Source organism: Bordetella sp. MIP270_01_BMS (assembly GCF_054958705.1).
This window is the reverse complement of record NZ_CM143297.1, coordinates 4,584,137-4,603,768: the sequence shown is the minus strand read 5'-3', so window position 1 is coordinate 4,603,768 and position 19,632 is coordinate 4,584,137. Positions and strand designations below refer to the sequence as shown.

Sequence of the window (19,632 nt, the reverse complement as noted above, 5' to 3'; positions counted from 1 at the left end):
CGCCGCTTTCTTCACTGCTGCTTCGTGGCCGGACATCGCTGCGCGGCCCGAAAGAACGAAACTATACACTAAATTTTGACGCCGTGCCGGCAAGACCGCCCTCGCCGGCGCCGCTCGCCCGGCAGCACGGGCCCGGCCCTTGCCACCGTTGCGGCACCGTTTACTATTCGAGCTTGACCACGACGCTACGCCAGCCCATGAGTGAAGACATCCTGATCAATATCACCCCCTTCGAAACGCGGGTCGCGCTAGTAGAGCAAGGCGCGGTTCAGGAGCTTCATGTGGAGCGCAGCATTCAGCGTGGCCACGTTGGCAACATCTATCTAGGACGCGTAGTCCGCGTGCTGCCCGGCATGCAGAGCGCGTTCATCGACATCGGACTGGAACGGGCGGCATTCATCCATATTGCCGACTTGCGCGAGAACCGTAGCGAGCGCAGCCAGGGGCTGACCCCCACGCCCATCGAAAAGCTGTTGTTCGAGGGCCAGACTCTGATGGTCCAGGTGATCAAAGATCCGCTGGGCACCAAAGGCGCCCGACTGTCCACGCAGATCAGCATCGCCGGACGAATGCTGGTGTACCTGCCGCATGATCCGCATATCGGCATCTCGCAGAAGATCGAATCGGAAACGGAACGCATGCAGCTGCGCGAGCGCCTGCAGGCCCTGATACCGGAGGAAGAGAAAGGCGGCTTGATCGTACGGACTCAGGCGGAAGGCGCCACCGACGAAGAGCTGAGCGCCGACCTGGCGTATTTGCGCAAGCTGTGGAGCCGTGTGCAGGCGGCGGCGCGCAGCCAGCCTGCGCCGGCGCTGTTGCATCAGGACCTGACCCTTGCGCAGCGGGTGCTGCGCGACATGGTGGGCGCCCATACAGGGCTGATACAGGTGGATTCGCGCACCACCACGACCGCGCTGATGGAATGGGCACGGGTGTACACGCCGTCCGTCGCAGATCGCATACAGCACTACAGCGGCGAACGGCCCCTGTTCGACACGGCGAACGTCGACGAAGAGATCGCGCGCGCCCTGTCTCGCCGGGTGGACTTGAAGTCGGGCGGATATCTCATCATTGACCAGACCGAGGCACTGACCACGGTGGATGTGAACACAGGTGGCTTTGTTGGCGGGCGCAATTTCGACGACACCATATTCAAGACCAACCTGGAAGCGGCGCAGGCCATTGCCCGCCAACTGCGGCTGCGCAATCTTGGCGGCATCGTAATTCTCGACTTCATCGACATGGAAGACCCGGAGCACCGGGAGACCGTGCTGGCCGAGCTGAAAAAGGCGCTGGCGCGGGATCGCACGCGGATGACGGTAAACGGCTTTACGCAGTTGGGACTGGTCGAGATGACCCGCAAGCGCACTCGGGACTCGCTGGCACACCAGTTGTGCGAACCCTGCCCCATGTGTGAAGCGCGGGGCACGGTGCGTACGGCACGCACCGTCTGCTATGAGATTCTGCGCGAGATTCTGCGCGAGGCAAGGCAGTTCAACCCACGCGAGTTCCGCATTCTGGCCTCACAGGATGTGGTGGACCTGTTCCTGGAAGAAGAAAGCCAGCATCTGGCCATGCTGGGCGACTTCATCGGCAAGCCGGTGTCGCTGGAAGTGGAAACGGCATATTCGCAGGAACAGTACGACATCATTCTGACCTGACCGTGAGGGTAGCGGCTGCGCAGGCCGGGCGCCGCTGAGCCGCAGGCGATCACCACCGCCCACCAAGGCGGGCTGGCCTGAGGGAATGGGGTCTCGGGCCAGGTTCATGCATGGTTGTGCGCGCCCATATTCCGCGGCGCCCAGGTCGGGGAGCCGGCCGCATCTGATCGGAACGTCGCCATCGGACACACGGGCGAACACCCCGTCTTCTACGACCCCGCGGCCGGGCCAAGAATTCAAGTGCAATTTCCCCCGGACGCGCCGGCGTAACTTGCGGGGCCACGCTGGCGTCGCACATCGCGCGGGAAGCACGTCCTGCCCAGCACCGTGTGACGGCAACGCACGCCTGCATGACTTGCCCCGCCGGGGATGGGCCCCTCTACTCTCACCATGACCGCCGGACTGACCGGCCGTTTTCACTGCCGGGACGGGCGAACAAAGGGGCAGCAGGAGACGGGAAACGGCCATCCATCGGAGAGGCGGGCACGTCCCCCTGCTTCAGAGTGACGGCACCGCACGCCTGCATGACTTGCCCCGCCGGGGATGGCCCCCTCTACTCTCACCATGGCCGCCGGACTGACCGGCCGTTTTCACTGCCGGACCGGGGCGGAAGGCCTTCAGTCTTCACGGAATTGCATGTTGTAAAGAGAGGCGTACAGGCCCTGGGCGGCCAGCAGCTCGGCGTGCGGGCCCTGCTCGACGATCTCGCCAGCGTCCAGCACGATGATGCGGTCGGCGTTCTGCACCGTGGACAGGCGGTGGGCGATGACCAGCGTGGTGCGACCGCGCATCAGGCGCTCGAGCGACGCCTGCACCTGCCTTTCGGACTCGTTATCCAGCGCGGAGGTGGCTTCGTCGAGAATGAGAATGGGCGCGTTCTTGATGAGCGCCCGCGCGATGGCCAGGCGCTGACGTTGGCCGCCCGACAGACGCGCCGCGTTCTCGCCCACGAGTGTGTGCATTCCTTGGGGCAGCCCTTCGACGAAGTCGAGCAGATTTGCCGCTTCGAGCGCGGCACGAACCTGCTCGTCACTGGCCTGGCCCAGGGCGCCATAGCCCACGTTGGCCGCGATGGTGTCGTCGAACAGGACCACGTCCTGGCTGACCAGGGACAGGTGCGACCGCAGGCTGCGCAGACTCAGTTCCTCGATAGGTATGTCGTCGACGAGAATGCTGCCTGAATCAGGCACCACGAAGCGCGGCAACATATTGACGAGCGTGGTCTTGCCACTGCCCGAACGCCCGACCAGGGCGACGGTCTGGCCCGGCTCTACCTGGAACGATACATTGCTGACGGTATCCCGGTCGGCGTCGTGGAAGCGGTGATTGACCGCGCGGAACTCGATTTTGCCCTTGACCGGCTCGGGCAATGAGCGCGTGCCGGTGTCGACTTCGGGCTCTTGGTCGACCAGGGTGAATACGCTTTCGGCGGCAACCAGCATCTTCTGCATTTTGCCGGCCAGGTTGGTGAGGCGTTTGATGGGGTCGAATATCTGCGCCAGGGCCGCCATGAATGAAGCGAAGCTACCCACGGTGAGCGTGCCGCTGTTGGCCTGGCTGAGCGCCACCGCGATGATGGCTCCGACGGAAATCGAGATGCACACCTGGGTAAGCGGGGTCATGGCGGCGTCGGCCGTGGCCGTGCGCATGGCGTAGCGGCGCAGCCGCGCATTGACGAAGGCAAAACGGCCGCGCTCGGCTTCGTAGCCGTCGAAGAGCTTGATGACCCTCTGGCCATTGATGCCTTCGCTGGCCACTCGCGTGAGCTCCGCGTTCATGTTGACGGTTTCGCGGTTGATGCGCCGGAGCCGGCGGATGAAGACGCGCGCGATCAGGACAGACACCGGCAACATCACCAGGATGATGAGCGTCAGCATCCAGGACATGTATAGCAGCACACCGATCAGGGCGATGACGACCAGCGTCTCGCGCACGAGTACCGTGATGACGTCCGTGGCATAGCCGGTAACGTTACCGGCGTCGATGGTGAATCGGTTGAGCAGGCGACCCGTGTCGCCGCGCTTGAAATGGACATCGGGAAGCGACAGGAGGCGGTCGAACATGTCGCGCCGGATGCCCAGCAGGACGTTGTTGGCAACCCACGCGAGCAGATAATCGCTGAAGAAGTTGCAAACGCCGCGCAGGAAGATGAGCCCGATGACCGCCAGGGGCAGCGCCCAGACGTAATACGGCTTGGCGCCGGTAAAACCGTCGTCGAGCAGGGGCTTCATGATGATGGCCAGGGTGGGCTGGGTGGCGGCAGCGCCGGCCATCAGCAGGATGGCCAGCAGCAAGCCCTTCCAGTACGAACCCACGCGGCTGTAGACGCGTTTCCAGAGTTCGGCCTTGACCGGATGGGACCCGGCAGGTGCGTGGCGTGCGGCAGAATTCAAGGGGCGACTCGCTTTAATACAATTGTGCCCGGATTGTACCGTTCGCCTGTCTCCCCACCTTTGCCTTCTGCCCATGCCCGAGAATTCCTGCCTGTATGTCCGCCTGCCCAATTGGGTGGGCGATGTATGCATGAGCCTGCCCAGCCTGGCCCTGTTGCGGCAAGCCGGGCTGCCGCTGGTGGTGTGCGCACGCCCCTGGGCGCAAGACCTGCTCGAGGGGGTCGACAAGCAGGGCTTCATACCGATGCGCGGCCGACTATGGGATGACGCCCGAGCCGTGCGCGAGCATCGCCGTGCCCTGGCAAACCCCGCAGACGCAAAGGGATTGGCGCTGCCCGACTCGCTGTCCAGCGCGGCGGTGTTCCGCCTGGCAGGGCTGCCGGCCGCCGGCTATCGCGACGACGGCCGCAGCCTGCTGTTGCGTTGGCCGATTGCCAAACCGCCCGCCGGCCTGCATGCCGTTCAGTCGTGGCATTACCTTACGCGCGAGGCCTTGAGGCGGTGGGGTCTTCCACCCGGTGCTGCGGAACCAGCCCCCGAACTGGGCCTTCCACTCACCAGCCGCCACCGCGAGGCCGCCGCGGCGCTGCTGCGGGCCGCGCAACTGACAGACGGCCCCTTCGTGCTGATCGCACCCACCGCCACGGGGCTGCACAAGGGGCGGGTAAAAGTCTGGCCCGGCTTCGATCAGCTGACCCGCGCATTGCAGGATCGGGGCCACACCGTGGTAATGTGCCCTCCGGCTTCGGAGGTCGAAGAGGCCCGGCGCAACGCCCCCACCGCCCTGCTGCTGCCGCCGGTGGCCCTGGGCGCATTTGCGGCACTGACCACCCGTGCGGCATTGGTAGTGTGCAATGATTCGGGGGTGTCGCATGTGGCCGCCGCCGCGGGCGCCCGTCAGTTGACGCTGTTCGGCGTTACCAGCCCGGCCCGTACCGGGCCCTGGTCGCCCCGTGCCGTGTGCGTGGGCGCTGAGCAGAATTGGCCGGACGCGGCAGATGTGGAGCGCGAGGCTTGCGCCTTGCTCGACCGGGCCCCAGTACAGCCCTGACTGAACGATGATGACGAATTACCTGGCCAATTTGATCATTCCACAGAATCTCTGCGTGACCCTGGTCGTGCTGGGTCTGGTCCTGGGACTTTTCCGACTGCGCCGCACCGGCCTGGCCCTGGCCGCCGTCGGCCTGGCCTGGCTGCTTGCCTGGTCGCTGCCGGCCACCTCGTTGTGGCTGGGAGGCTCGCTTGAATCGCGCTTTCCGCACCGACCGCCAACCGAACTTCCCGCGGCCGACGCCATCGTGGTGCTGGGCGGCAATACGGCCAACGGACGCGCGAACTGGTTCCTGCCCTATGACAAGGAAACGGCCGTCGTGCGCGTGGACACGGCGGTGGAACTGTATGAAGCCAAGCGCGCCCCCAAGGTGGTGCTTTCAGGCGGCGCCCTGGAAGGCGACGTAAGCGAAGCCCGCGGCATGGCCTTCCTGATGAAGCAGCAAGGGGTGCCGGACGACGCGCTGTTGCTCGAGAACGCCAGCCGCACCACTTACGAAAACGCCATGCTGACCGAAGAAGAACTGAAGCAGCATGGCATTCACACCATTTTGCTGGTCACGTCGTCGCTGCACATGCCGCGCGCCATGGCGGCGTTTTCAAAGCAGGGCATCGACGCCATTCCCGCCTCGACCCCGCCGCAGATCGTTCTGCCGGCCGACGGCACGCTGAACCCTTGGCTGCCCCATATGCGCTCGCTGGAAGCCAGCCGCTCAATCATCAAGGAATATGCCGGCCTGCTGGTGTATTGGCTGCGAGGCTGGGTATGAAGCCGGCCCCTGCCGCCTCACTGGCGTGCCGCCCGGGCTGCGGCGCCTGCTGCATTGCTCCGTCGATTACCTCTCCCATACCGGGCATGCCGCAAGGCAAGCCTGCCGGGGTGCCTTGCGTGCAATTGCTGCCGGACATGCGTTGCGCACTGTTCGGCCAGCCCGCAAGGCCGGCGTGCTGCGGCGGGCTGCAGCCCCAGCCTGACATGTGCGGTGACGACCGAGGCCAGGCCATCGCCTGGCTGGCGGCATTGGAGGCGGCCACCGCGCCTGCACCCGCCTGAGCCGCCGGCGGCGTGCCGGGGAGTCAGGCAGCCAGGGTGCGACGGTAGACGTCTAGCGTGGCCTCGGTGAAGGCGGGCAGATTGAAGTGATCCACGGCCGTACGGCGCGCCGCCGCCCCCATCGCGGCCAGCCGCTCCGGCTCGGCGAGCATGCTTTGCAACACCGACGCCATGGCGGATAGGTCGCGCACCGGTACGATCCATCCATCGACGCCCGGCGTGACGTTTTCAGGCAAGCCGCCAGCATTGCTGACCAAGGCCGGCAGCCCCAGCGACATCATTTCGCGGCACGCATACGACAGGGCTTCGCGATACGACAGTACGAAGCCAGCGTGGCAGCAAGCCAGTGCGTCACGCACGTCGTCGAGCAAGCCGGGAAACACCACCTGCTGTTGCATGCCCGCAGCGCGCACCCGGGCCAGCTTGGCCTCGTTGGGGGGGTCGCCTGCCACGAGGATGCGCACGCGCTGGCGTTGTGCGTCGGGCAGCGTGGCAGCGGCCTCGACCAGGTCCAGCCAGCCTTTGTCGTAGTCGGTACCGCCCGCGCTGCCCAGCAGCAGCTGGCTTTGCCAGCCCGCACCGAAATAGTGATTGCGCAGCGCCTCGGCCGCGGGACCCGTTTGCGGGGCAAAGTAATCGGTATCGATACCGTGCCGGATAGTGTCGACGGGCAGGCGGCGGTATGGGGAGCGTTCGATCATGCCGCGAACGTAGTCGCTGACGGCAATGACATGATCAGTGGCCAACCGGGCGCGCAAGCGATGGCCCAGGGTATCGAGGGGATGGTCGTTATGTTTCGTGAATACCACCCGTGGGCGGCCGCGCAGGCCGGCCAGCGCCAGCATGACCTGTTTATGGTCGGCCGAGCCATTCACGTGGATGAGGTCGAAACGTTCGTCCGACACCAGACGGCGCAGCGCCGCACGTTCGCCAAACCACGACGAGGGGCGGGTCGAGAAGCGAAGGTCTACCGTGCGCACCCCCGGCAGCGCCGCCGTGTAGCGAAACAGGCGGCTGGTACCGGGCGTGGCCACCGTAACCTGATGCACGCCGGCCAGCGCCCGAGCCAGGCTCGTGACGTAAGTGGCATGGCCGCCGCCGTTGCGCGGGTGAAAGTTCGTGTAGAGAATTTTCACTTGCGCGTATCGGACAGGAAGCTCAGCTTGGCGTACCGAAAAAAACTGCCCGCCGCCGCCGTCACGGCAAGCACCAGCCCATGGCGCCCATCAAGGAACCCGCGCCGGATCAGGTAGATACGCACGAAAGTCCAGAAGCCGTGGCCCAGCGCGCTGAACACCGTTGCCCGCTTGCCACGCGCATGCATCATCGCCGCGGCGTCCGAAGAATACCGGTTGACCTTGTTGATGAGCGCGTCGAGGTCCGGATATGGGTAATGCAGGAAATGCCCCTTCAGACGCAAGGGCGGCCGCTGGGGTACGACGCGTTCGTGCACGGCAGCGTCGGTGAAACGCGCGCTGCCGCGCCTGAACAGACGCAACACGTAGTCGGGCCACCATCCGCTGTGCCGGATGAGCCGTCCGCAGAAATCCGAGAGCCTGGCGATTTCATAAGCATCGGCTTGCGGAGCAGCCAGCACCGATTGAATTTCGCGGGCCAGCTCGGGGGTGACGCGTTCGTCGGCGTCGATCGACAGCACCCAGTCGCCGGTTGCCAGATCGAGGGCACGGTTTTTCTGAGGGCCGAACCCTGGCCAGTCGGGCGTGATGTGCACGCGCGCGCCGAAGTCACGAGCCAGTTCGACGGTGTTGTCGGTGCTGCCCGAGTCGACCACGATGAACTCGTCGGCGAATGCCACGGATTCGAGACAGCCAATGATGTGCGCCGCCTCGTTTTTGGCAATGATGATGACCGATAGCGTCATGCGCGGTTCCTCAAGCGTCGTTTCCAGGCTTTCCAGGCGTGGTAGCGCGGGCCCCATGCCGGATGGCGCGTAAGCCAGATACGGCGATTGAGCCAGGAACCGCCGAGATTGCGCACGGCAAAACGGTAGATATGTTCGGGGTCGGTTGCCGGAAGATTCTGGCCCAGCGCGTCCGTGGTGTACAGGTGGCGGAAGCCCGCCTCGCGGGCCGCTTGCACGTAATCGGCGTCGAAATAGCCTTGCGGCCAGCAGAGGTGATCGCTGGCGTTGCCCAGCTGCTGTTCGAGCGCGGCGCGGGAATCGGCGAGTTCGCGCGCGATATGGCCGCGCTTGGCGGCGATATCGGGCCCGCATTGCCTGTCCCAGCGCGTGTGCGTGTGCGTGTGTGAATGGATTTCGAAGGTGCCGGCAGCCTGCATGGCCTGGGCTTCGCTCCAGCGCACGATGACTTCGTCGGTGCGACCCTCGGCGATCAAGCGCTTGGTTTCGTGATGATCTGGCGAGGCCGGCACCGCGCCGCCCTGCCCCGCGTACGGCCGGACGGGCCCTTGCCCGGCCCAGCCAGTGACCAGGAAAAGTATGGCCTTCATGCCGTAGCGCTGCAGCACCGGGTGCGCGTAGGTCCAGTTATTGAGATAGCCGTCGTCGAACGTAATCAGTACCGACTTTTCCGGCACGCGGCCGCCCGCCAGGAAGGCGGCGAACTCTGCCGTGCCCAGCGAGGTATACCCGGCACGCGCCATGCCGGAGATCTGCTGCTCGAATACCTGCGGCGTCACGGCAATCATGCCGCCCGCTGGCGTGACATGGTGATACATCAGGACGGGTACATTGGGCGCGTTCTTCATGATTGCCTCTCCGCCAGCCACTTGCGATAGACGGACTCGGTATTCTCGGCCAGCCGCGCCGGCGAGAACACGCCTTCCTCCCAGACCATGCGACGCCCGGCTTCGCCCATCTGGCGCCGCAGCGGCGGATCGTCGATAAGGCGTTGCAAGGCCGTCCGCAGCGCGCCCTGGTCTTTGACCGGCACCAGGATGCCGGTCACGCCATCGCGCATCATTTCGGGCACGCCGCCGACGTTGGTCCCGATGACAGGCAACCCTGCGGCCTGCGCTTCGACGTACACGGTGCCAGAGGCTTCCTGCTGGGTGGCGAGCGCAAAAATATCGAAGCCCGCCAACAGATTGGGAACATCGCGGCGCGTGCCCATCAGGTGGATGCGGTCCTGCAGACCCAGCTCGTGCACATAGGCCTGCGTCTGCTCGAAAGTGGGCGAGCCGGAGCCGACGAAAACCATGTGCAGGTTCGAGCGTTCGGCCATCAGGGGCTGCACGGCGTCGATCAGGTCTTTGTGCCCCTTGGCCGCCCGCATGACCGCAACGCATCCGACGACGATATCGTCGTCGGACAGGCCGAGTTCGCTGCGAAGCAAGGAATTTTCGACGGGTGGCGGCAGAACCACCGGCGAATACAGCGTGGCGATATGGTCGGCCGGGACCCCCCGGCTGATCAGGTAGCGCCGCACGTACTCGCTGACCGTGGTAACCCGATGCGGCAGCCAGGTGTACGAAAGCATGGAACCCACCTTGCTGGCAAGGTGGCGGGTGCGCACGATGAGCGGGCCCCCATAGAGCCGCCCGGCGGTTCCGGCGATCAGGGTGTCGATGCGACTGTGCGTATTGACGACGTCGTAGCGGCCTTCGCGCAGAATGCGCCGCATGGCGACCACGCCCTTCATGTAGTTGGCCAGCCCGCCCATGGGCAGCGTATGCACCGTGAACCCTGCGTCACGCAGGCGGGGCACCAGCTGCGCCTGAGGCTGGCACAGGGCTTCCAGGTGATGACCGCGCGCACGCATGGCGTGCATCTCTTTGAAGATGCGATGTTCCTGCCCGCCGAACGCGACAGCGGCTTCAGTGTGGAGAATGCGCAGCGGCTTCATCAATAGGTGACCTCGACGCCGTCGGGACGAGCCCAGGCGGACAGATTTTCGAGCAGGGCATCGGCCATTCGCACCCTCCATTCTTCGCCCAGCCGCACCGTGCACTGGAAGTTGTCCCGGCGGTAGACGATATCGACGGGGACGCCGGGGATTCCGTTCTCGGGCTCGGCTCGGAATGGGTTGAGCATCTGGCGCAGCCGGGCGGCGTCGGCCTGTCCGTTGAGCCGCACACGCAACGATTTGGCCCGCGCCTCGCGCGCCAGCTGCAGGTCGTACAACTGCTCGGCCACGATGCGCATGCCGCCCGAATATTCATCATTGCTGACTTTGCCCTGCACGATGATGAGCTGGTCTTCACGAAGGCGCGAGCGGTGCTTTTCGTACAGCTCGTTGAACACGGAGATCTCGAGCTGCGCGGTGCCATCGTCCAGTACGGCGAACACCATCTTGCCCCGCCGTGTCAGCATGGTGCGTACGCCCGCCAGGACACCACACATCCATTGCAGGTCGCGTTGCGGCTCGATGCGCGCCAGTTGCGTGGGAACGATGCGCCGTACTTCGTCGCGCCAGTGATCGAACAGGTGGCCGCTGAAATAAAAGCCCAGGGCGGCCTTTTCTTCGGTGAGTTTGGTATGCAGGTTCCAGGGCGCGACCTTGCTGAGCTCGCCGGCCACCACATCGCTGCTGTCGTCACCGAACAGTGAAACCTGATTGGCGCTGCGGGCCGCCTGTTCGGCCGCCTCCATTGCCGTGCCGACCGATGCCAGCATGGCGGCGCGATTGGGTTCGATGCTGTCGAACGCGCCCGCCTTGATCAGCGCTTCGATGGTACGCCGGTTGACGGCGTGCTTGTTCACCCGCCGGCAGAAGTCGAAAAGGTTGGTAAATGGCCCCTCGGCCTCGCGCGAGCGCAAGATCTCTTCGACCGCGCCCTGCCCCGTTCCCTTGACCGCGCCCAAGCCATAACGCATGGTGCGCGGAGGTTTGCCTTTTTTCGTGTGTTCGTCGGCGACAGGCTCGAAGCGATACCCCGATGCGTTGACATCGGGCGGCAATACCACAACCCCGTTGTCTTGAGCGTCGCGGCAGAACACCTGCACCTTGTCGGTGTCATCCATGTCGGACGACATGGTGGCGGCCAGGAACTCGGTGGGGTGATAGGCCTTCAGCCACGCCGTCTGGTAGGCAATCAACGCGTACGCGGCCGAATGCGACTTGTTAAAGCCGTAGCCCGCGAACTTTTCCATCAGGTCAAACAGCTTGACCGCTAGATCGGGATCGTGGCCTTTTTCTTTTGCGCCCTGTTCGAACAGTTCGCGATGCTTGGCCATTTCTTCGGGCTTTTTCTTGCCCATGGCGCGCCGCAAAAGGTCGGCGCCGCCCAGCGAGTAGCCCCCGATGATCTGGGAGATCAGCATCACCTGTTCCTGGTAGACGATGACCCCGTACGTGCTCTTGAGGGTGGCTTCCAGGTCGGGATGGAAGTAATCGACCGCGGCGCGGCCGTGCTTGCGGTTCACGAAGTCATCGACCATGCCGGACTCGAGCGGCCCCGGGCGGTACAGGGCCAGCATGGCGATGATGTCTTCGAAAGTGTTGGGGCGCAGCTTCTTGAGCAGCTCTTTCATGCCGCGCGATTCGAGCTGGAACACCGCGGTGGTGTTGGCGTCGCACAGCACTTTATATGCGGCGGCGTCATCCAGCGGAAGCGCCATGATGTCGAAATCGCGCTTGGACTCGTTGAACTGGCGTACGTAGCGCACCGCCCAGTCCAGGATCGTGAGGTTGCGCAGCCCCAGGAAGTCGAACTTCACCAGGCCGGCGGCCTCGACGTCGTCTTTGTCGAACTGCGAAACGGCGCTGTTTTCCTGGCCAGGCTGGCAATACAACGGGCAGAAGTCGGTGAGCTTGCCCGGGGCGATCAGCACCCCGCCCGCGTGCATGCCGATGTTGCGCGTCAGCCCTTCGAGCGGACGGGCCAGGTCTACGAGCGCGCGGACCTCTTCCTCTTGCTCGTAGCGTTCCTTGAATGCGGGCTCGTCTTTGAGCGTGCGATCCAGCGACCACGGATCGGCCGGGTTGAAGGGGATCAGCTTGGACAGCCCATCGCAGAACAAGTAGGGCATGTCGAGCACGCGCCCGGCGTCTCGCACGACGGCCTTAGCGCCGAGCGTGCCGAACGTCGCGATCTGGCTGACCGCCTCGCGGCCGTACTTCATCTTGACGTAATCGATGACGCGTTCGCGGTTGTCCTGGCAGAAATCGATATCGAAGTCGGGCATGGAGACCCGCTCGGGATTCAGGAAGCGTTCGAACAGCAGGTCATAGCGGATGGGATCGAGGTCAGTGATGCCCAGTGCATAAGCCACCAGCGAGCCGGCGCCCGAGCCGCGGCCCGGCCCTACCGGCACGCCGTTATTCTTGCCCCAGTTGATGAAGTCCTGCACGATCAGGAAATAGCCCGGGAACCCCATCTGAATAATGGTTTTGCATTCCCAGCGCAGCCGCTCGTAATACTGCGCTCGCTTGGACTCCCGCTCAGCCTCGTCGGGAAACAGGAACTGCAGGCGCTTTTCGAGCCCTTCTTCAGAGAGCTGCACCAGGTAGTCGTCAAGCGATATGCCGTCGGGCGTGGGGAAGTTCGGCAACCGCGGCTTGCCCAGCACCAGGGTCAGGTTGCAGCGCTTGGCGATTTCCACCGTATTGGCCAGCGCGGACGGGACGTCGGCAAAACGCCGCGCCATTTCCTCGGAACTGAGCAGGTACTGGTCTTTGCTGAACCGGCGCACCCGGCGCGGATCGGCCAGAATCTCGCCCTGGGCAATGCACACCCGTGCTTCGTGCGCCTGGAATTCGGATTCGTCGAGGAACTGCACGGGATGCGTAGCCACCACCGGCAGACCGGCCTCGGCAGCCAGGCGCATGGCCGCTTGGGTGTAGGCCTCGTCGCCGTCCACCCCCGAACGCTGCAGCTCGATGTAGAACGCGCCCGGAAACAGCTGGGCCCATTGCCGTGCCAGCGCGAGGGCCGTGACGGCGTTGCCGGCGTCGAGCGCATGGCCGATATCGCCGCCGCGCCCGCCGGACAGCACGATCAAACCCTGGCACCCCTGCAGCCACTCGCGGCGCACCTCGGGACGCCCGCGACCCTGGTTCTCGAGGAACGACCGGGTCAGCAGCTCGCAAAGGCTGAGATAGCCCTGGTGGTTGCGCACCAGCAGCAGCAGCCGGAACGGCTTGTCCGGGTCTTCGTCGTTGGTAAGCCAGACGTCGCAGCCGGCGATCGGCTTGATTCCCGCGCCCCGGGCCCCCTTGTAGAACTTGATCAAGCCAAAGATATTGGAAAGGTCGGTCAGCGCCACGGCGGGCTGGCCGAGCTTGGCGACACGCTTGATCAGGTCGGGGATGCGGACAATGCCGTCCACCACCGAAAACTCGGAATGGACACGCAGGTGGACAAAGGCAGGCGGGGAAATGACGGCTTCGGACATGGCCGGGATTGTACTCAGTCGGCCGGCCGGCTGCGGGCCTTTCGGCGAGGCCGGGGCACGGTGGGGCGAGCTATGTGACAATATGGTTTTACACGGAATCCGTCCCCCGGCGGACGAATGCGTTCCCATGAAATGGCTGATACTGGGCCTCTGGCTGGCCTCGATATTGTTCGCCCACTTCCGCGGCCGCGTGAGGCTGCGGCTGTCACGACAGTTGCTGGACCAATCGGTGCTGCTGGCGCCGGTGAACGCGTTCATGGTGCTGTGCTCCCGCGTTCCCACCACGCCCTATCTGCCCGCGCGGGAAATTCCCGAGCTCCAGGTACTGGACGACAACTGGGAGGTCATCCGCGAGGAAGCCATGAAAATGGCCGAGCTCCGGCGCATCAAGGCGGCAGAGCGGCACGACGACATCGGTTTCAACTCGTTCTTCAAGTATGGCTGGAAGCGCTTCTACCTGAAGTGGTATGACGCGCGCCACCCGTCCGCGGAAGAGCTGTGCCCGCGCACCGTGGCCCTGCTGAAAAGCCTGCCCAAGGTGAAGGCGGCCATGTTTGCCGAGTTGCCGCCCGGCGGCAAGCTGAACCGTCACCGCGACCCATTTGCCGGATCGCTGCGCTACCACCTGGGGCTGGTCACCCCCAACCATGATGCCTGCCACATTATCGTGGACGGCGAAACGTACAGCTGGCGCGACGGGGAAAGTGTGGTGTTCGACGAGACCTACGTGCATGAGGCCTACAACCACACCGATGCGAACCGCATCATCCTGTTCTGCGACGTCGAACGCCCCCTGAAATGGCATTGGGCCGAAGCCTTCAACCGCTGGTTCGGGCGAGTGGTCATGTCGGCCGCCAGCTCCCCCAACGACAGCGGCGATCAGACTGGCGCGATCAACAAGCTCACGCACGCGCACTGGGTCATTGACCAGAAGCGCAAGCAGTTCAAGGCCTGGAATCGCACCGTGTACAAGGTGACGAAATGGGCGTTGCTGCTGCTGCTGGTCTTGGCCTTCCTGGCCTGGTAGGCCACCAGGGATCTGCGCCCTGAAGCCCGATGGCCGGCCGCCGTGCCGGCCTCCTTCCGGCTTGACGCTGCCCGACAAGACGACCAGCTCCGCAGAATCGGCAGGCAGCCGCACGCCGCAGTCGCCCGAGACGGCCTGCCGATTCAGCACTCGACGATATTCACCGCCAGGCCGCCGCGCGCGGTTTCCTTGTACTTGGTTTTCATATCGGCGCCAGTCTCGCGCATGGTCTTGATGACCGAGTCGAGCGATACGTAATGGTGGCCGTCGCCGCGCAAGGCCATGCGGGCTGCGTTGACGGCCTTCACCGACGCCATGGCATTGCGTTCGATGCACGGGATCTGCACCAGCCCCCCCACCGGGTCACAGGTCAGGCCCAGATTGTGCTCCATGCCGATCTCGGCAGCGTTCTCGACTTGTGCCACGGTGCCGCCGAGCACGGCGGCGAGCGCGCCGGCGGCCATGGAACAGGCGACACCTACTTCGCCCTGGCAGCCCACTTCGGCGCCGGACAACGAGGCGTTGTACTTGTACAGCAGACCGATGGCGGCGGCCGTGAGCAGGAAATCGCGCACGCCCTGGGGGTTGGCGGCCGGCACGAAGCGGTCGTAATAGTGCAGCACGGCTGGAATGATGCCGGCAGCGCCGTTGGTGGGCGCCGTCACGACCCGCCCGCCCGCGGCATTTTCTTCATTGACCGCCATGGCGTAAAGATTGACCCAATCCATGACGGACAAGGGGTCGGAGAGCGTGCGCTCGGCGCGCTGGGTCAAGCTGCGGTATAACTCGGGCGCTCGCCGTCGGACCTTGAGTGGGCCGGGCAGTTCACCGTCGGCCTCGGGGTAGTCGATGCCGCAGCCTCGGCTGACGCAGTCCTGCATCACCTGCCAGATGCGGTCGAGCGAGGCGTCGACCTCAGCTTGGCTGCGCCACGTCAATTCATTGCGCAGCATCAGCTGAGCCACGGTGAGACCGTGGTCCCGGCACATGTCCAGCAGCTCGCGTCCGGTGCGGAAAGCGTAAGGCAGCTGGTCATGCGCGGCAATCACCTGGGAATTGGGCGCGCCCGCAGTGACGACGAAGCCGCCCCCCACCGACAGATAGCGCGATTCGCGAAGGCTGACGCCCGCGCCATCGTAGGCATGGAATTTCATGCCGTTGGGATGTTCAGCCATGGCTTCGCGCCGATAGAACAGCAGGTGGTCTTTCTCGACGAACGGTACATCGAATCGCCCCAGCACAGGCAGGATCTTGCGAGCTCGCACCTTTTCCAGCAGGCCGGCGATGGCCGAGGGGTCGACCGTGTCAGGCGCCTGCCCCATCAGCCCGAGCATCACCCCCTTGTCGGTTCCATGCCCCTTGCCCGTGGCTCCCAGGGAGCCATAGAGCTCGACCCGCAAGTTGGCCACCCTGGGCAGGAGGCCGTCGTTCTGCAGCCCGTGCGCGAACAGCAAGGCTGCGCGCATGGGGCCGACGGTGTGCGAGCTGGACGGCCCTATGCCGATTTTGAAGAGATCGAAAGCAGATACCGCCACGGCTGCCCCCCAGGCAAGGACTGTCAGGATCGTGCGCAGGGGCGGCAGTGCAGCGGGTTCATTTCCTTGCACTGCGCCGCCCGTGCGATGATTACTCTATATCGATGTGTCATTCTACTTGCGCCGGCGCCGCCGGCTGATATGAAGCGACCAGGCCACCATGTCGGGACTTCTTCCACTGATCAATTTCGCCGGTTATGTTGCTCTGTTGCTGTGGGGCGTGCACATGGTGCAGACCGGCGTGCAGCGGGCGTTCGGGGCTGCGCTGGGAGCCGCTCTGGGCCGAGCCCTGGGAACCCGGCTGCGGGCATTCGGCACGGGATTGGGCATCACCGCCGCCCTGCAGAGCAGTACGGCCACGGGCCTGATGATCACGGGTTTCGCCGCTGGCGGGGTGGTGGCGCTGGCCCCCGCGCTGGCGGCAATGCTGGGGGCCAACGTCGGCACGACGCTGATCGTGCAGGTATTGTCGTTCGACCTGACCTCGCTGGCGCCGGCCCTGATCCTGGTCGGGGTGTGGATGTTCCGTCGCAATCCGCCCGGCCGTCCCCGCGATCTGGGCCGGGTATTCATCGGTCTGGGCCTGCTGCTGCTTGCCCTGCATCAGCTCGTGTCGTTGTTCGCGCCGCTGCAGGGCGCGCCGCTATTGGCCGTGGTTCTGGACGCGCTGGCGACCCAACCGGTGGCGGCAGTGCTGCTGGCTGCCGTCCTGACCTGGGCCGCGCACTCGAGCGTAGCGGTGGTGGTACTGGTGATGTCCCTGGCCGACCACCAACTGGTGACGCCTGCGCTCGCCTTCGCACTGGTGCTGGGTGCCAACCTGGGGACGGCGGTGAACCCCATGATAGAGGGCGTCACGGGCGACGACCCGGCTGCCCGCCGCCTGCCGCTGGGTAATCTGCTGACGCGGGTTGCAGGCGTGCTGGCCGGGCTGCTGCTATTGCCCTGGCTGCCTGCCTGGATGGCCGTGCTGGGGGGAGACAGCGCACGCGAGGTCGCGAACTTCCATACCGTGTTCAATGCAGCCATCGCCCTGGTGTTCCTGCCGGTGCTGACGCCGTACGCAGCGCTGCTGACCCGCTGGTTGCCGCGGAGAACCGATCCCAATGATCCGGCGCGCCCGCAATACCTGGACGAGGCCGCTCGCGACGTGCCGGCCGTTGCACTGGGCAATGCGGCTCGTGAGGCGCTGCGAATGGCAGATATGCTGCAGACGCTGCTCTTGTACGCCCGTGCCGGCTTCAAGCGCGACAACCGCCATCGCATGGTGCAGGCGCGCCAGCTCGATAATGCGGTCGATAAAATCGAAACCGCCATCACCACCTACCTGGCGCTGCTCGATCGCGAAAACATGACCCGTGCCGATGTGCAACGGCTCGACGACATCCTGGCGTTTGCGAGCAACATTGGCCATGCCGCCGATATCGCATACCACGGCCTGCTCAACCATGTGGGCCGGCTGCGCAAGCAGGGCTGGCATCTGCCGCCCGAGCAGCAGCAGCAGGTCGACAAGACCCTGGGGCGCCTGATCGCCAGCCAGCGCGCGGCGGCGGCGCTGTTCGTCAATGACAACCTGCCACAGGCCCGCGAGCTGGCCGGCGAGAAAGCCCGGTTCCGCGAATTCGAGGCGCGCGAGGCCGAGCTTCATCTTCAGAAGATCAAGGCGGGCGAAGTGGACGCCGCCGAGGTCGGCGCCCTGTATCTCGACATTGTGCGGGACATGAAGGGCATCAATTCGCACCTGGTGGGCGCGTCGGCGTATCCGCTGCTGGCGCGCCATGGCGAACTGCTGCCCAGCCGCCTGCGGGAAGCCGCAAACTGAGCGCTCGGCGCCGCGCGCGCGGGTTCAACTTAGATAACGCTGGAACCAGTCGAGCATGCGTTGCCAGCCATCGCGGGCATCAGACTCACGGTACATGGGCCGATAGTCGGCCAGAAACCCGTGCCCTGCTTCGGGATAGACGACCACTTCGGACTCCCGCGCGGCATCGTTGCCCTGCGCCAGCCGGCTCTTCAACGCCTCGACGTCTTCAAGGGGAATGCTGGCGTCTTTACCGCCGAACAGACTCAGTACCGGCGCATGGCTGTCGGCCGCCACGTCGAGCACGACTTTCTTGATGAGGGGCCCGTGGCCGGTGCTGAGCTTCCCGTACCAGGCGACCGCTGCCTTGATCCCGGGGTTGTGGGCAGCGTACATCCACGTGAGGCGCCCGCCCCAGCAGAAACCCGTGACTCCGGCACGCGTGGTGTCGGCTCCCTGTTGCGCCGCCCACGCCAGGCAGGCATCGAGATCGGCATACACCTGCTCGTCAGGCACCTTTGCCACGATGTCCTGGATGAGCTTGGGCACATCGGTGTAGGTGGAAGGGTCGCCCTGCCGCTGGTAGAGCTCTGGCGCGACGGCCAGATAACCCGCCTTGGCCAGACGACGGCAGATATCCTTGATGTGTTCGTGCACCCCGAAGATTTCCTGCACCACCAGCACGACCGGCGCGCCCGATTTGCCCTGGGGCGCGGCGTAGTAGGCCGCTATGGTGCCGTCATGCACAGGCAAGTCGAAATCGCCGTGGACCAGATCTTGGGTATCGGTACGTATGGTCGTATCGGCGGGCAGACCGGCTGCGGGGGCAAAACTCATGGCGGACTCCTGTACTGGGGCCCGCGAACGGGCCCTAATGCGTATGAACGGCCGAATGGCCTGCGGGGGCCGTCACACCGTGCGGGGTGTGCCCGTGCACGAGATCGGATTCGTGGCTGTGGCCTTGCCCATGATGCAGAAATGATGTGACGCCATAGATGACGATAACCCCGACGCCGACCAGCAGCAACTGGGGCACTGCCTCGGGCAGCGAGCCACGCTCGTGCATCTGGGGGATGAGGTCGGCCACGGAGATATACAGGAAGCTGCTGGCGGCAATCACCAGCACGTACGGCACCCATTGCTGCGCCTGCTGCAGCACGAAGTAGCCGACCAGGCCACCCAGCGCAGTGCACAGGCTGGTGACCAGGATCAGCATGAACGCGCGACGGCGCGGCAGACCCGCGTTGATGAGCACGACGAAATCACCGAGCTTGTGTGGAACCTCGTGCACGATGATGGACGCGGCGGTAAGCAGGCCAAGCACCGGGTCCGCCAAGAAGGCGGCGGCCACCAGCACTCCATCGCACAGGTTGTGCAAGGAACTGCCCACCAGGATCAGCACCCCGCCTCGGCCCGCTACATGGCGGTCGTGGCCTTTGTGATGGTGATGGCCATCGCCCTCATGGTGATGGCTGTGGCGCAGCAAAGCGATTTTCTCGAGCACGAAAAATCCGAGCAATCCGGCCAACATCAGGGCGAACAGGGTGTGGGGGTCCGCGGTAGCGCTTTCGAAGGCCTCGGGCAGCAGGTGCAGCAGCGCCACGGACAGCAGCACGCCCACAGACAGGCTCACCATGTGGTGCAGGTACTTGCTGAAGACGCGATAAGCCAGCCAGCTGGCGATCGCCACGGCGATAAAGCCGCCGGCCATGGTGGCCAGCAAGATCCAGGTGAGCAACATGGAAGGAGGGGCGGGTGAATACGAAGAAGATATATTATATCATTTCAGTCTG

At 64.8% G+C, this 19,632-nt stretch carries 15 protein-coding genes; 6 read left to right on the top strand and 9 right to left on the bottom strand.

All coding sequences use genetic code 11. The annotated features are described in order from the left end of the window. The first annotated feature begins 197 nt into the window (after nt 1-197). Entirely contained in the window at nt 198-1,661 is a 1,464-nt protein-coding gene (gene rng, locus ACV17W_RS21585) for a ribonuclease G (RefSeq protein WP_462594419.1), read from the top strand. 617 nt (nt 1,662-2,278) lie between these two features. Here the strand turns inward: rng and msbA are convergent. Beyond that, a complete protein-coding gene (msbA, locus tag ACV17W_RS21580; RefSeq protein WP_462594418.1) occupies nt 2,279-4,054 on the bottom strand; it encodes a lipid A export permease/ATP-binding protein MsbA in 1,776 nt (591 codons plus the stop codon). A gap of 73 nt (nt 4,055-4,127) precedes the next feature. On the opposite strand from msbA, the gene ACV17W_RS21575 reads away from it, so the two are divergent. The 3 genes from ACV17W_RS21575 to ACV17W_RS21565 are packed head-to-tail and all read left to right on the top strand — an operon-like array spanning nt 4,128 to nt 6,158. After that, nucleotides 4,128-5,105 (top strand): glycosyltransferase family 9 protein, encoded by a 978-nt coding sequence (locus tag ACV17W_RS21575; RefSeq protein WP_462594417.1) that lies wholly within the window; start codon nt 4,128-4,130, stop codon nt 5,103-5,105. Between the two features lie 10 nt (nt 5,106-5,115). Beyond that, nucleotides 5,116-5,874 carry a YdcF family protein gene (locus ACV17W_RS21570; RefSeq protein WP_462596609.1) on the top strand — a complete coding sequence of 253 codons (759 nt, stop codon included), beginning with the start codon at nt 5,116-5,118 and terminating at the stop codon, nt 5,872-5,874. Next, nucleotides 5,871-6,158: a YkgJ family cysteine cluster protein gene (locus ACV17W_RS21565; RefSeq protein WP_462594416.1), complete on the top strand. Its 288-nt coding sequence runs from the start codon at nt 5,871-5,873 to the stop codon at nt 6,156-6,158. Before ACV17W_RS21570 ends, ACV17W_RS21565 begins: the two co-directional genes overlap by 4 nt. A 23-nt stretch (nt 6,159-6,181) precedes the next feature. Here ACV17W_RS21565 and ACV17W_RS21560 read toward each other — a convergent pair whose 3' ends face one another. Genes ACV17W_RS21560 through dnaE form a run of 5 tightly spaced genes read right to left on the bottom strand, consistent with a single transcriptional unit; the run spans nt 6,182 to nt 13,476 of the window. Continuing rightward, nucleotides 6,182-7,294, bottom strand: a complete 1,113-nt coding sequence (locus tag ACV17W_RS21560) for a glycosyltransferase family 4 protein (protein WP_462594414.1) — start codon at nt 7,292-7,294, stop codon at nt 6,182-6,184. Next, a complete protein-coding gene (locus ACV17W_RS21555) occupies nt 7,291-8,040 on the bottom strand; it encodes a glycosyltransferase family 2 protein (protein ID WP_462594413.1) in 750 nt (249 codons plus the stop codon). The genes ACV17W_RS21560 and ACV17W_RS21555 overlap by 4 nt, the downstream gene beginning before the upstream one ends. Then, the gene (locus tag ACV17W_RS21550) at nt 8,037-8,888 is read right to left on the bottom strand and encodes a polysaccharide deacetylase family protein (protein WP_462594412.1); all 852 of its coding nucleotides are present in this window, start codon (nt 8,886-8,888) and stop codon (nt 8,037-8,039) included. The genes ACV17W_RS21555 and ACV17W_RS21550 overlap by 4 nt, the downstream gene beginning before the upstream one ends. Further along, nucleotides 8,885-9,985 (bottom strand): glycosyltransferase family 4 protein, encoded by a 1,101-nt coding sequence (locus tag ACV17W_RS21545; RefSeq protein ID WP_462594411.1) that lies wholly within the window; start codon nt 9,983-9,985, stop codon nt 8,885-8,887. Before ACV17W_RS21545 ends, ACV17W_RS21550 begins: the two co-directional genes overlap by 4 nt. Then, nucleotides 9,985-13,476, bottom strand: a complete 3,492-nt coding sequence (dnaE, locus tag ACV17W_RS21540) for a DNA polymerase III subunit alpha (protein ID WP_462594410.1) — start codon at nt 13,474-13,476, stop codon at nt 9,985-9,987. The genes ACV17W_RS21545 and dnaE overlap by 1 nt, the downstream gene beginning before the upstream one ends. A gap of 127 nt (nt 13,477-13,603) precedes the next feature. Here dnaE and lpxO point away from each other — a divergent pair, with 127 nt between their 5' ends. After that, the gene (lpxO, locus tag ACV17W_RS21535; protein ID WP_462594409.1) at nt 13,604-14,503 is read left to right on the top strand and encodes a lipid A hydroxylase LpxO; all 900 of its coding nucleotides are present in this window, start codon (nt 13,604-13,606) and stop codon (nt 14,501-14,503) included. A gap of 143 nt (nt 14,504-14,646) precedes the next feature. On the opposite strand, the gene ACV17W_RS21530 is transcribed toward lpxO, so the two are convergent. Then, entirely contained in the window at nt 14,647-16,038 is a 1,392-nt protein-coding gene (locus ACV17W_RS21530) for an L-serine ammonia-lyase (RefSeq protein ID WP_462594408.1), read from the bottom strand. Between the two features lie 160 nt (nt 16,039-16,198). Here ACV17W_RS21530 and ACV17W_RS21525 point away from each other — a divergent pair, with 160 nt between their 5' ends. Next, the gene (locus tag ACV17W_RS21525) at nt 16,199-17,860 is read left to right on the top strand and encodes a Na/Pi cotransporter family protein (RefSeq protein ID WP_462594407.1); all 1,662 of its coding nucleotides are present in this window, start codon (nt 16,199-16,201) and stop codon (nt 17,858-17,860) included. A gap of 24 nt (nt 17,861-17,884) precedes the next feature. On the opposite strand, the gene ACV17W_RS21520 is transcribed toward ACV17W_RS21525, so the two are convergent. Together ACV17W_RS21520 and ACV17W_RS21515 are read right to left on the bottom strand one after the other, a co-directional pair. Next, the gene (locus ACV17W_RS21520; protein ID WP_462594406.1) at nt 17,885-18,676 is read right to left on the bottom strand and encodes a dienelactone hydrolase family protein; all 792 of its coding nucleotides are present in this window, start codon (nt 18,674-18,676) and stop codon (nt 17,885-17,887) included. Nucleotides 18,677-18,710: 34 nt separating this feature from the next. Further along, on the bottom strand, nt 18,711-19,580 hold the full coding sequence (locus ACV17W_RS21515) for a ZIP family metal transporter (protein ID WP_462594405.1): 870 nt from the start codon (nt 19,578-19,580) through the stop codon (nt 18,711-18,713). Nucleotides 19,581-19,632: the final 52 nt, after the last annotated feature.